Annotated in this window: 2 protein-coding genes and 2 pseudogenes; all 4 read left to right on the plus strand. The window is 70.1% G+C overall.

What is annotated here, in order from left to right; translation table 11 throughout:
- The first annotated feature begins 15 nt into the window (after positions 1-15).
- Entirely contained in the window at positions 16-12,660 is a 12,645-nt protein-coding gene (locus BpN12_RS24520) for a non-ribosomal peptide synthetase/type I polyketide synthase (protein WP_246794853.1), read from the plus strand.
- Positions 12,657-13,940: an MFS transporter gene (locus BpN12_RS24525; protein ID WP_246794854.1), complete on the plus strand. Its 1,284-nt coding sequence runs from the start codon at positions 12,657-12,659 to the stop codon at positions 13,938-13,940. The genes BpN12_RS24520 and BpN12_RS24525 overlap by 4 nt, the downstream gene beginning before the upstream one ends.
- 63 nt (positions 13,941-14,003) lie before the next feature.
- A pseudogene (locus BpN12_RS24530) lies at positions 14,004-14,132 on the plus strand (transposase); the annotation flags it as partial.
- Between the two features lie 16 nt (positions 14,133-14,148).
- A pseudogene (locus tag BpN12_RS24535) lies at positions 14,149-14,414 on the plus strand (IS3 family transposase); the annotation flags it as partial.
- Positions 14,415-14,525 lie beyond the last annotated feature (111 nt).

The following is a 14,525-nucleotide window of genomic DNA, read 5'->3' on the forward strand; positions in this document are numbered from 1 at the left end:
ACACGCCAGACTCTCATGAACCTCGAAGAGCATCATTTCGCCACCGCCCTTGATGACGCAGCCCATGCCAACCGCCTGGAGCCGACCGACGCGCAACGGCGTCTGTGGCTGGTGGCCGGCAACGACATCGCTTCCGCCACCTACAACGTGCCGTTCGTCATCCGCCTGAACGGCCGGCTCGATGCCGACGCGCTGGAACGCGCCTTGATGACGCTGGCGCAGCGCCATCCCCCGCTTCGTGCCCGCTTTCGCGGCGAGGGCGACCAGCTCGTGATCGAGACCGGCCACGCCCCCTCTGCCCTGCGCCGGCTGGATCTCGCCGCCTTGCCGCCGGAGGGCGTCGCGCAGGCGCTCGACCAGCAGATCGAGCGCGAATCCAAGCATGCCTTCGATCTGCGCACCGAGGCGCCGATGCGCTCGCTGCTGATACGGGTCGACGAGGCCCATCACGTGCTGCTGATGAACGTGCATCATGTCGTGTTCGACAGCTGGTCGCTGAAGATCTTTCTCGACGACCTGGCCGGCGCCTACAACGCCTACCGTCGCGGCCAGCCGCCGGCACTCGCGCAGCTCGACTACCAGCTCGAAGACGAGACCCCCGACGAGGAGGAGATCGCCTTCCAACGCGAATACTGGCGGACCCGCCTGGACGATGCGCCCGCCCTGCACGCGATTCCGACCGACCGGCCACGCCCGCGCGTGGCGCGCAACCTGGGCGCGCGCCTGAGCTTCACGCTCGATCCCGCCCTCACCGAGCCGTTTCGCAAGCTGGCCCGCAAGGCCGGCGTCACGCCCTATATGGCAGGCCTCGCGGCGTTCGGCGCCCTGCTCCACCGTTACTCGTCAGCCGGCGACATCGTGATCGGCAGCCCGTTCGCGAACCGCTTCAGCAAACTCGGCCAGGAGCGCATCGGGTTCTACTCCAACCTGTTGCCGCTGCGCCTGAACTTCGAACCGGCGACCACCTTCAGCGCGCTGCTGGCCCAGACGCGCGACACCGTGCTCGACGCCTTCGACCATGCCAACCTGTCGTTCGACGAAATCGTCGATGGCGCCCGGCCGACGCGCTCGCTCGCTCATGCGCCGCTGTTCCAGGTGATGTTCGACATGGTCGGCGGCTCGCTGCACGCGTTCGCGCTCGACGACCTCGAGGTCGAGGCAAGCCTGCTCGATACCGGCACCTCGAAATACGACCTCAATCTCGAGCTGGAGGAGCGCGCGACCGGCTTCGCGGGCGTGCTCGAATACGATACCGATTTGTTCGACGCGGGCACCGCCGAACGCTTCGTCGGCCATTTCGAACGACTGCTGGCGAGCGTGCTGCATGCGCCCGAGGCGCCGATCGCGCAATCCTCGCTGTTGTCGGCCGACGAGCTTGCCGAGGTTCGCCGCCACGCCAGGCCGGCGCGCCCGCTCGGCGACGTGCCCTTCGTCTCGCTGCCGCAGCGCATTCGCGACCAGGCGCGCGCCACGCCCGAGGTGGTGGCGCTGGTGCATGTCGACGAGCGGCTCAGCTACCGGGAACTCGACGCGCGCATCGAACGGCTCGCCACGCGCATCTGCGCGGCAGGCGTCACGCCCGGCCAGCGGGTCGCGACCTTCGTGTCCTACTCGCCCGACAACGTGATCGCCTACCTCGCGGTCGAGCGCGCGGGCGCGGTATTCCTGCCGCTCGCGCCGTCGGACCAGCGCGCGGCCGACAAGCTCGCGGACAGCCAGCCGGCCCTGATCGTCAGCCGACGCGCCGACGCGCCGGCACTGGCCGGCCAGCCGGTCCCGCCCGTGCTGCTGATCGACGAAGACGATGCCGGCCCGCTGCCGGTGTTCGAGCCGGTGCGGATCGAGCCGCACGACCCGGCCTACGTAATCTATACCTCCGGCTCGACCGGCAAGCCCAAGGGCGTGGAAGTCAGCCACGGCAGCCTGCACGCCTCGTTTTTCGGCTGGTGCGACGCCTATCGCTTCGGCGAGCGCGGCCAGCTGGTATCGCTGCAATTGCCGGGGCCGACCTTCGACCTGTATGTCGGCGACGTGGCCCGCGCGCTCGCCGTCGGCGGGCGCCTCGTCATGTGCCCGCGCGAGTGGCTGCTCGAAGCCGCTACCCTGCACCGCCTGATCGAGGCCGAAGGCGTGACCTTCGCCGATTTCCCGCCGGTCGTGCTGCGCCAGCTGATCCGTCATTGCAACGAGGCCGGCAAGCGGCTCGACAGCTTCGACACCCTGGTGTGCGGCGCCGATGTCTGGTTCGGCCACGAACTGCAGGCAGCCCAGGCCTTGTGCGCTCCGCACGCGCGCGTGCTCGGCTCCTATGGCGTGACCGAAGCCGCGATCGACAGCTCGGTGTTCGACCCGGCCGAGCACGCGCTCGCGCCATCGAGCGTGGTGCCGATCGGCCGTCCCCTGTCCAGCTGCGAGCTGTATGTCGCCGATTCGCTGCTGCAGCTGGTGCCGGTCGGTCTGCCGGGCGAGTTGCTGATCGCCGGCACGCCGGTGGCCAACGGTTATCTGAATCGCCCGGAGTTGAACGCCGAAAAATTCATCGAGGGCGGCTTCGACGAGGCGGGCCGCTTCGTGCCGGGCAGCGGCCCGGGCAGCATGCGGATCTACCGGAGCGGCGACGTCTGCCGCCTGCTGGCCGACGGCACCATCGAGTTCCTGGGCCGTCGCGACAATCAGGTCAAGATCCGCGGTTTGCGGGTCGAGCTCGGCGAGATCGAGGGCGTACTGGCCGAGCATCCCGACGTCGAGCAAAGCGCCGTGATCGCGCACGGCACCAATTCCGACGATCGGGTCTTGATCGCCTACGCGGTGTCGTCGACATCGGCCGTCGCCCTGCTGGACTATCTGCGCGCTCGCCTGCCGGCGCACATGGTGCCGGTGGCGCTCGAACGGCTGCCCGAACTGCCGCTCACGCCGAGCGGCAAGATCGACCGTAAGCGCCTGCCGATTCCCGATTTCTCGATCGCCCAGGCCGAACGGGCCGCCCCGCGCAATGCGGGCGAGACGCGCATGCTGGCGCTCTGGCAGGCGGTGCTCGGCGACGTGCCGCTCGGCGTGCATGACAACTTCTTTCATTGCGGCGGCCACTCGCTGGCGGCCGCCAAGCTCGTCTCGCAGATCAACCGCGCGTTCGGCACCGGCTGGAACATGAGCGTGGTGTTCGAGCGGTCGACCATCGCCGAGCTGGCGTCGCTCGCGATCGACGAGATGCTGGCGGCGAAGTTCGAAGCCGCGCCGGACGTCGCCCAGGGCGCCGCTCCCGCCGCGGATCTCGCGGCGAACGCCGATCCCAGCCTGCTGTCGTTCGCCCAGCGCAGCCTGTGGTTCGTGGCGATGAGCCGCCAGGGCGCCAGCGACTACAACCTGCCGGACGCCCTGCAGCTCGAAGGCGAGCTGAACCGAGCGGCACTGAGCGCCGCGCTGCGGGACGTGGTGGCGCGCCATCCGATCCTGCGCAGCACTTATTCGTCGTCGGTGCGCAACCTGCCGAACGCCAACGGCGGCGTCGACTACGAACCGTCGCTGGTGCTGCACGCGCAGATGCCGGCCACGATCGACACGATCGAGGCGTTCGGCATCGATCCCGACGCACTGACCGGCCTGCTTCACGCCGAGGCCGCGCGCCCGTTCGATCTCGCGGCCGGGCCGGTGTTTCGCGCCACGCTGTTCGAGCTGGGGGCGCGCCGTCACGTGCTATGCGTGAATTTCCATCACATCGCCGTCGATGGCCAGTCGCTCGCCGTGTTCTGGCGGGATCTCGAATCCTGCTACAACGCGCATGCGGCCGGCCGCGCGCCGGCGCTCGCCCCCTTGAGCGCCAGCCACGCGGCCCACGTGGCGCGCGAGCGCGCCTTCGTCGGCGGCAGCGCCCATGCCCGGCAGATCGCGTTCTGGCGCGAACGGCTGGCGGCCTTGCCCGCGCCGCTCACGCTCGGCCGGACGACGCCCGCCGTCACGGCGGCCGCGCAGGCGGGCCGCGCCGCGTCGAGCACGGCGCGATTCTCGCTCGGCCGCGACCTGGTCGCGGCGATCGAAGCCCTGGCGCGCGAGGCCGGCTGCACGCCGTTCGTGGTCTACACGGCGCTGTACGTGCTGCTGCTGCGCCGCGAAAGCGGGCAGGCCGACGTGGTGACAGGCATTCCGGTCTCGACGCGCCATGACGAGGCGCTCGAACACGTGATGGGCTTCTTCGTCAACACCTTGCCGCTGCGTGTGCGCTTCGATGAGGTGCCCAACTTCCGCGTGCTGCTGCAGCGTGTTCGCCAGCTCAGCCTCGACGTGCTGGCTCATGCCGAGCTGCCGTTCGAGACGCTGGTGCAGGTTTTGAACCCGCCGCGCACCCCGGGCCGCAACCCGATCTTCCAGACCAGCTTCACCTGCGACCTGGACGATGCACCCGCGCCGAGGCTGACCGCCTTGCGGGTCAGCCGTGTCGCGATCGACACCGACAACGCCAAGCTCGACCTCGACATGTCGGTCGAGAAACTCGGCGGCACGGTGCAGTGCCGCCTGCTGTCGCGCCATCCGGGATGCGATGCCGACGAGCTGGCTCGCATCGGCGCGCACTTCGCGGCACTCGCGCAGGCCGTGGTCGGCGATCCCGACATGCACTGGGACAGGCTCGCGATCGACACCGACACGCTGCCCGCCCCGCTGCGCCCGGTCGACCACGCGCTCACCCTGCTGAGCCTGCTCGAACCCGCCATCGCCGAGCATGGCGAGCGCGTCGCGCTCGAACGCGACGGCACGGCGATCCGCTATCGCGGCATGGACGCGCTGGCCGCCGCGCTGGCGCAGCGGCTCGACGGGCTCGGCATCGCGGCCGGCGCGCGGGTCGGCATCTTCACAGGCAGCCACCCGCACATGGTCACCGCGATGCTCGGCATCCTGCGCGCCGGCGCCGCCTTCGTGCCGATGGACCCGGCCCAGCTCGATCGCGGCTGGAACCAGCATGTCGTGACCGACGCCTCGCTGGCGGCCGTCGTCAGCCGCGGCGAACTCGCCGACATGGCGGCCACCCTCGGGCTGCCGGTGATCGACCTGGACCGGCTCGACACCACCGTGCAAGCGGGCGTGCCGCGCCTGCGTGCGCCGCGCCCCGACGACTGCGCCTGCGTGATCTACACCTCCGGCTCGACCGGCGTGCCGAAGGGCGCCGTGCTTTCGCACCGCAACCTCGTCGCGACCTCGGTGGGCATCCGCAAGGCCATGCGCACCACGCCGGCGTCGCGCGTCGCGCAGTTCTTCGCGCCGAGCTTCGATGGCGTGCTGGCCGAGGTGCTGCCCGCGCTGATGGCCGGCGGCACGGTGGTGTTCGGCTCGCGCATGCAACTGCTGCCCGGGCCGGCGATGGTCGAGTGGCTCACGCGCGAACGCATCACGCATCTCGCGATCGTGCCTTCGGCGCTCGGCCTGATGCCCCAGGCACCGCTGCCCGAACTGGAAGTCATCGTGATGGCCGGCGAGGCGACACCGGCCGAGACCGCGCGGCGCTGGGCGCCGGGGCGCCGGATGGTGAATTGTTATGGGCCGACCGAATGCGCGATCTGCGTGTCGATGTGCGAATATTGGGAGGAAAACGCAGCCATGGTGCTCGCGCCGCTCGACGGGCTGCGTTTCCACGTGCTCGATGAAACGCTGACCGAGGTCGCGCCCGGCGACGCCGGTGAACTGTACCTTGGCGGCGACAGCATCGGCCTCGGCTACCTCGGACTGCCGGGCCGCACCGCGCAGACCTTCGTCGCCGATCCGTTCGGCGCGCCCGGCGCGCGCCTCTACCGCACCGGCGACACCGTGCGCCGCATCGCCAACGGGCGAGTCGAATTCGTGGGGCGCGCCGACCGGCAGGTCAAGATTCGCGGCAACCGGATCGAACTCGACGCCGTGGCCGACGCGCTGAGTGCGATCCCCCGCGTTCGCCAGGCCGCGGCACTGGCCCGCGTCGACCAGCACGGCCAGAAGGAACTGGTGGCCTACGTGGTCGCAAGCTGCACCAAGGCCGAACTGCTGGCGGCGCTGCGCGCCAAGGTGCCGCCCGCGATGGTGCCGTCCAGCCTCACCTTCCTCGACGCCATGCCGCTCGGCCGCACCGGCAAGATCGACATGAAGGCGCTGGCCGCGCTGCGGCCGTCGCATGATGCCGACACCTCTGTCTTGGCCGCGCCTGCCGCCTCGTCGGCTCGCGCCGCTGGCGCGCGGCGCGAGCCGCGCGTGCCGACCGCCGAACGCATTGCCGCGCTGTGGTGCGAACTGCTCGAGCGCGACGCGATCGAGCACGACGAGAACTTCTTCGACGCCGGCGGCCACTCCTTGCGCGCGGTGGCCCTGCACGGCCAACTGGTCCAGACGTTCGGCTCTGCCGTCACGCTGACCGACATCTTCGCCTATCCGACCATCGCGACGCTCGCCGCGCAGATCGACACGCTGCTGCCGCCCGAGGCGCTGCTCGACGACCTGCCGGACGAACTCACGGCGACATCCGCAGCCGCGCCCGAGGTCGATCACGGCGCCATCGCGATCATCGGCATGGCCGGCCGCTTCCCCGGTGCGCCGGACCTGCCGTCGTTCTGGCGCGGTCTGCTGGACGGTTACGAGGGCGGGCGCTTTCTGAGCGAGGCGGAATGTCTCGCCCTGGGCGTCGACCCGGTGCTGCTGCGCAATCCAAATTTCGTGCGGCATGTCTCGCCGCTCGAAGGGGCGCCCGATTTCGACGCCGCCTATTTCGGCCTGTCGCCGCGCGAGGCGCAGATGATGGACCCGCAGCAGCGGCTGTTCCTCGAAATGGCGCACGAGGTGCTCGAACGCTCCGGCTACGGCAATAACGCCACCTCGCGTCCGGTCGGCGTATTCGCGAGCTGCAGCTTCAGCCACTACCTGATGCAGAACGTGGTGCCCAACCTCGGCCGGCTCGACCTCGATTCGAGCCACCTGCAGTTCGGCAACGACAAGGATTTCCTGGCCACCCGCACCGCCTACAAGCTGAATCTGCGCGGGCCGGCCCTGAGCATCAGCACCGCCTGCTCCTCGTCGCTGGTCGCCATTCACCAGGCCTGCGCGAGCATCCGCAACGGCGAGACCGAAATGGCGCTGGCCGGCGCGGTCTCGCTCGATCCCGATGCGATCGGCTACCTGCATGCCGAAGGCGGCATCATGTCGTCGGACGGCCACTGCCGTCCGTTCGACGCCAGCGCCGGCGGCACCACCAACGGCAGCGGCGGCGGCCTGGTCCTGCTGAAATCGCTGACTGCCGCGCGGCGCGACGGCGACACGATCCACGCGGTGATCCGCGGCTCGGCGATCAACAACGACGGTGCCGACAAGGTCAGCTACACGGCACCGAGCGTGGCCGGCCAGGCCGCCGCGATTCGCGACGCGCTGCGTGCCGCGCGCGTCGCGCCGGACGCGATCGACTATGTCGAGGCGCACGGCACCGGCACGCGGCTCGGCGATCCGATCGAGGTGCGCGCGCTGACCGACGCCTACACCGAGCTGGCCGTCGACGGGCCGCTGCCTGCGGGTTCATGCGCGCTCGGCTCGGTGAAGGGCAATATCGGCCATCTGGACGCCGCCGCGGGCATGGCCGGCCTGATCAAGATCGTGCTGTCGCTCGAGAACGGCACGCTGCCGCCGAGCATCAATTGCAGCACGCCTAACCCTGAAATCCGCTTCGAGCGCACGCCCTTCTCGGTGGTGACGCAAACCCGCGCCTGGCCTCGCCGCGCGGATCGCCCGCGACGCGCCGGGATCAGCGCGTTCGGCGTGGGCGGCACCAACGCGCATCTGATCGTCGAGGAAGCGCCGCTGGTCGGCGACACGCGCCGGCATCCCGACGCCGGCGGCCCGCAACTGGTGCCGCTGTCGGCCCGAACCCCGGCGGCGCTCGCGCGGCAAGCCGAGCAGCTCGCCGAGTTCCTGGCGAGCACGTCCGAGGCGAGCGGCCACCGCGCGACGGCGCGCGATGTCGCCTATACGATGCAGACCGGGCGCAGTGCCCACCGACATCGCGCCTTCGCCTTGAGCGACGGCAACGGCCGGTTGGTCGAGCCGTTGCGGCTCGCGGTGCGCAACACGGCAGCGCAGAGTCGCGCCAATCCGCCGGTGGTGTTCCTGTTTCCCGGACAGGGCAGCCAGTACCTCGGCATGGGCGCCGATCTCTATCGCGCCGGCGGCGCGTTCCGCGATGCGTTCGATCGCTGCGCGGACGGCTTGGCGCGCCATCTCGAACGCGACCTCCGCGATTTCGTGCTCGGCCCGGCCGACGACGCCGTGCTGCGCCGCGAATTGAACGAAACGCGCTACACCCAGCCCGCCCTGTTCGCGCTCAGTTACGCGATGGCCTGCCAACTGCGCGAATACGGCGTGGTGCCGAAGGCCGTGATCGGCCACAGCCTGGGCGAACTGGTGGGCGCCTGCGTGGCGGAAATGCTCGATCTCGACGACGCGCTGGCCCTGGTCGCGCGCCGCGCGGCCGTGATGCAGCGCCAGCCGGCCGGCGCCATGCTGGCCGTCGAAGCGCCCGAGTCCGCGCTGGGCGACCTGCTCGCGACGGGTTGCGAGATCGCCGCGGTCAACGGCGTCGAATACTACGTGCTGGCCGGTCCCGAGGCCGCGATCGCGGCCGCCGAGGCCAGTTGCGCGCGCACCGGCCTGGCCTGCCGCCGCCTCGCCACCTCGCACGCGTTCCACAGCGCGTCGATGGAGCAGGCGATCACGCCGATCAACCTGGCCAGCCCGTCACTCGCCAAGGGCAACGGCATCCGCTTGATCTCGAACCGCAGCGGCCGCTGGTTCGACGAGACGGACCGCGCCGACGCCGGCTACTGGGGCGACCACGCGCGCCAGCCAGTGCAGTTCCACCGCGGCGTCGAGACCCTGCTGTCGACCCTGCGCGAGCCGATCCTCATCGAGGTCGGCCCCGGACGCGCGCTGACCTCGCTGCTGCGGCGGCGCACCGACCTCGAGCCGGCGCGTCTGCTCACCAGCTTGCCTCACCCCCAGGAACGCAGGACGGACCACGAAGTCCTCCTGAAGAGTCTCGGCACGCTCTGGACCCAGGGCGTGTCGATCGACTGGGCACGCCTGCATGACGGCCACCAGCCGAAGCGCACCGCGTTGCCCACCTACCCCTTCGAACGCACGCGGCACTGGCTCGACCGTCCGACGGGCGGCTCGATGTATGCCGCGGCGCGCGACGGCGCGCTGGTCTTCACGCGCGGCGACGGGCCGAACGGCGGCAGCGTGATGACCTGCGAGCTGCACGAGCGGCTCTGGTTCCTCGACGAACACCGGATCTTCGAGGGCGACGCGGTGCTGCCGGGAACCGGCTGCCTCGAACTGGTCCGGCGCGCGTTCGCCGCCTGGCGCGGCGCGGCCGAACTCACGCTGTCGGACATTTATTTCCCTGCCGCCCTGGTGCTGCCTCGCGGCGGGTGCCGCGAGGCGCGCGTGCGCTTTGCCACGCGCGGCGCGATGCTCGAGTTCACGCTCGAAAGCCGCCAGCCCGACGAGGGCGGCGACGGCGACGAATGGCTGCCGCACGCCACCGGCACGGTGGCCGCCTCGGCGGCGCCTGCCGCCGCGCTCGAGAGCCCCGCCGGCCTGCGTGAGCGCCATGCGATGAGCGCGCTCGACGCGGCCCGCGAGCACTTCGCAACCGCCTTCGCCGAATACGGCCCGCGCTGGCACTCGGCGCAGGCGGTCTGGCTCGGCGAGCGGCAGGGCCTGAAGCACGGCCTGGCGCGGCTGCAGCTGGACCCGGCGTTTGCCGGCGACCTGCACGAGCATGCCCTGCATCCGGCGCTGCTCGACCTCGCCACCGCGTTCCTGAACGTCTGCACGCGACCCGATGCCGGCGCGATCCCGTTCCACTATGGCGAACTGAAGTGCTACGCGCCGCTCACCGCCGAGTGCTACAGCTTCGTGGTCGAAACCGAGCCGGGCCGCTACGACGTGACGATCTTCTCGGCCGACGGCGATCAAGGCGCCCCCGTCGTGCTGGCCGAAGTCCGCGGCTACAGCCTGCGCCGGCTGCGCGGCGGCCCCGACGCGCGCCGCGGCCGCGATCTCGCGGACTGGTGCCGCGTACCGCGCTGGCGCGACGAGGCGGCGCCCGCCGGGCGCGCGCGGCTCGATGCACCGTGGCTGGTGTTCGCCGACGATACGGCCGCGGCCGGGCGGCTCGCGGCCCGCGCGCCGGCAGGCAGTGTCACGATCGTGCCGGCCGAGCGCTTCGAGCACGTCGATGCCGCCTGCCTTACCTTGCGCGCCGACGCGGCCGACGACTACCGGCGTCTGGTCGAGTGGCTCGGCGCAGCGTCGATCGCGCCGTCGCAGATCGTCTACGGCTGGTCGGCCGCCGATCCGCTCGACGCCTTCGAACGGCTGGCGCTGCTGGTCCAGGCACTCGGTGCGCACCACCTCGCGGCGACGCTGACGCTCGTCACGCGCGGCTGGCGCACGGCGGAGCTAGCCGACGACGGCGCCGCCACCATGGCCGGGCTGTTGCAGGCGGTCAACTGGGAATTCCCAAAGCTGCTGGTGCGCCATCTGGATCGGGACGACGACAGCGACGCCACGCTGACGGCCCTGGCCGACGAACTCGCGCATGCCACCGCGCCGCGCGAGCAGGCCGCGGCGACCACCCTCGCATTCGCGGCCGGCCAGCGTCAGACGGTGCGCTACGTGCCGATCGAGAGCGACGGCGAAAGCCTGGCGGTGCGCGACGGCGGCACCTATCTGGTCACCGGCGGCCTCGACGGCATCGGCTACGAGATTGCCTGCCATCTCGCCACCGCGGCACGGGAGGTGAAGCTCGCCCTCGTCAGCCGCTCGGGCCTCGATGGCCGCCACGCCACCGACACCCGAGCGGATGCGCGGCGCCAGCGCGTGGCCGCGCTCGAACAGGCCGGCGCCGAGGTGCTGGTGCTGCAGGCCGACATCGGCGACGCGCAGCAGAGCGCGCAGGCATTCTCCGCGGCGCGGGCCCGTTTCGGCGAGATCAACGGGATTGCCCATGCAGCCGGCCTGGAAGCCAGCGGCCTGCTCGGAAGCGGCACGCCGCAAGCATGGCGCCGCGTGCTCGGCCCCAAGGTCGACGGCACCCGGCACCTGGTCGCGCAACTCGGCGATAGCACGCCTGATTTCGTGCTGTTGTGCTCCTCGCTGGCCTCGGTGCTCGGTGGCCTGGGCCAGGCCGATTACAGCGCGGCCAATGCCAGCCTCGACGCCAGCGCTCGCCACCTGCGCCGGCGCGGCTTCCGGGCCGTGTCGGTGAACTGGGATGCCTGGGCCGAGACCGGCATGGCGCTCGCCTACGCCGCGCGGGCCGCGAAGACCGGCAAGGGCACGGCGGCCCCGATCCGCGGGCTGTCCAACCAGGAGGGGCGTGCGCTCTTCGCGCTGGCCGCCGCCAGCGGCGAGGCGCAGGTCACGGTCAGCAAGTATGGGTCGATCGAGCGCCTGTTCGAGCGCGAGTTGGGCCAGCGCCATGCGGACAGCGGCGCGCGCGCGGGCGAAAGCCGCCAGGACGACGGTGTCGAGACGGTCGAGGCGTTTGTCTCGCGGCTCTGGCGCGACATGCTCGGCGTCGACGCGCTCACGGCCGACGACGATTTCTTCGAGCTCGGCGGCCACTCCTTGCTCGCCACCCAGTTGATCTCGCGAGTCCGCGAACGCTACGATCACTGCCTGACGCTCGCCGAGTTCCTCGACATGCCGACCGTCGCTCGAATTGCCGCGTCGATCGAGACCGGGCAAGACAAGCCGCGCAACGCGGGGGGACCGGCCCGCTCGGATGATCCGGCGATCCGCTACTGCATCGTGCCGCTGAATCGCGCCGGCTCGAAGCTGCCGTTCTTCTGCGTGCCCGGCATGGGCGGCAACGTCACCCAGCTGCTGCCGCTCAGCGAGGCACTCGGCAAGGATCGGCCGTTCATCGGGCTGCAATGCCTGGGACTCGATGGCGTCGCCGAGCCTCACGGCTCGGTCGAACAGATGGCGGCGCACTACATTGCCTGCATGAAGTCGATCCAGGCGAACGGGCCGTATCACATCGGCGGCCACTCGCTCGGCGGCAAGGTCGCCTACGAAATGGCATGCCAGTTGCTGGCCGCCGGCGACCAGGTCGGCTTGCTCGCGCTGTTCGATTCCGCCGCGCCGCCCTACACCACCACCACGCGCATCGACGATTGCGTGGTGACCGAGGTGATCCTCAGCATCTTCGCGTACTACACCGGCAAGCCGGAAATCCTGGCCGGCGCGAGCGCCGAGCAGTTGCGCGAGCTCACGCTCGAACAGCAGCTCGCCGAGATCGAGGCGCGCCTCGAGCAGCATGGTGTCATCCACGCGCAGACGGACGGCGGGGCGATCCGCGGCCTCTTCAACGTGTATCGCGCGGCCGCCGACCTCGGGCCGAAGTACGACCCGCCGAAGCTGCCGCTGTCGCTGCCGGTGCTGCTGTTCAAGGCGGCCGAGCCGATGCCGGAAGGCATGAACCTGCCCGAGATACGCGACACCGAAGGCTGGGGCTGGGAGCACTTCACGACGCAGCCGGTGCGTGCCGTCACGGTGCCGGGCGACCATTTCTCCTGCCTGATGGAGCAATGGGTCGGCGCCGTCGCCTCGCCGCTGCGCGCGGCGCTCGACGCGGGAGGTGCGCGATGACGGTCGAGGATTGCACCATCCCGGCCGGGCCGGGCCGACTCGCCGGCAAGCCGGCGCAAGGCGCGCGCGAGACGGCCCGGGTCTCGGTGATCATGATCACGCTGGCGCTCGATGCACTCGGTTTCGGGATCGCGATCCCCGTGCTGCCCGACCAGGTATCGGCCGTGATGGGCGGGCGCGAGGCCGGCACGCTGTTTCTCGGCGTGCTGGTGGCCTGCTATTCGCTGATGCAGTTCGTGTTCGCGCCCCTGCTCGGTGCTGCCAGCGATGCATGGGGCAGGCGCCCCGTCATGATGATTGCGCTGGGCGGCGCGCTCGCGAGCAACCTGATGCTGGCGTTCGCAGCGGGCTTCGGCTGGCTGCTGGCCGGCCGCCTGTGCGCCGGCGCGACCGCCGCCAGCGCGTCGGTGGCCACCGCCTACCTGGCCGACATCACCACGCCCGAGCGACGCGCGGCCCGTTTCGGGCTGATGGGCGGCATGGTCGGGCTCGGGCTGGTGGCCGGCCCCGCTTGCGGCGGCCTGCTCGGCACCTTCGGCGCTAGCGTGCCCTTCGTCGTCACCAGCGTGTTGGCGGCCGTCAACGTGCTGAGCGCCTTGCTGTGGTTGCCCGAAAGCCATCCGCCCGAGCTGCGTGTGCCGTTCTCGGTATCCCGGGCCAACCCGCTCGGCAGCATGCGCTTGCTGCGGAACAACGCAACGCTCAGACGCATCGTGATCGCCGCCTGCTTCGGCATGACGGCCTACGGGATCTTCCTTGCCTGCTTCGTGCTCAGCAACGAGTTGCGCTTCGGCTGGGGCTCTCGCGAGAACGGCATCGCGCTCGGCGCGCTCGGGCTCGGCATCACGCTCACCCAGACCTTCGTGATGCGTCACGTGGTGGCCCGCTGCGGCGAGCGGCGAACGGCGCTGCTCGGGTACCTGCTGTTCATCGCTGCCTACATCGCATACGGCTTCGCCGCCTCGGTCACGATGATGGCGATCGCGATCGTGATGCACTCCCTGGCCCTGATCAACGATCCGGCGATGCGGGCGCTGGTGTCGATCGAGGCGGGACCGAGCCGGCAGGGCGAGTATCTTGGTGCGATGGTGTGCCTGATGGAGCTCGCGGCCACCATCGCGCCTTTGTTCGGGGCGGCGATGCTGCATTACGTGCAGAGCAGCACCGCGCCGGCTCACTATCTCGGGCTGCCGTTCTTCATCGCGGCCATGCTTTATGCGCTCGCGTTCGTCACGTTAATGCGCACACTCGACCAATCGTCCGAGACTGCACATCACTGACCCCCGCCTAGATTTCGCGTACAGCAGAAAGTTCGTTAATTTCCTGTATGTACTGAGGGTTGCATGTCAGAAAAGTCAGTACCGAAACGGCAATACACGGAAGCGTTCAAGATCGAGGTTGTCAGGCTTGCTGAATCCGTTGGGCAGCACGAAGCAGCGAGCAGGTTTGGCGTTCCAGTAGCAACGTCAGGGAAAAGGCTACCGCGTCTATGAGCAGCGAGGTCGACCGCAAGGCTCGCTGTTTCACTCGTATCAAGGCGGCCAATATGCCAAGTCGGAAATTCCGTCAGCGTCTCTGGCGCTATCGGATACGGCAGAGCATGAGCCGTCGAGGAAATTGTTGGGAGCGTCGACTCCCCGATGAAAAGGCTGTTCCGCAGCTTCAAGACGGAATGGCTGCCGTCAATGGGGTACATGTCGGTACAGGAAACGCGCCGGGATATCAGCCACTACCTGATGCACCGGTACCACTGGAGTTGAAGGCCGTGGCATTCAGACGAGCTTGATGGATCGCGGCCCGGCAACGCGGGCGCATCGATTCGTAGTCTTCGATTCATCGGCTCCGCGGTGCGCGGGCTTCGCCAG

The sequence above is a fragment of the Burkholderia perseverans genome, assembly GCF_022870505.1.
GTDB lineage: Bacteria > Pseudomonadota > Gammaproteobacteria > Burkholderiales > Burkholderiaceae > Burkholderia > Burkholderia plantarii.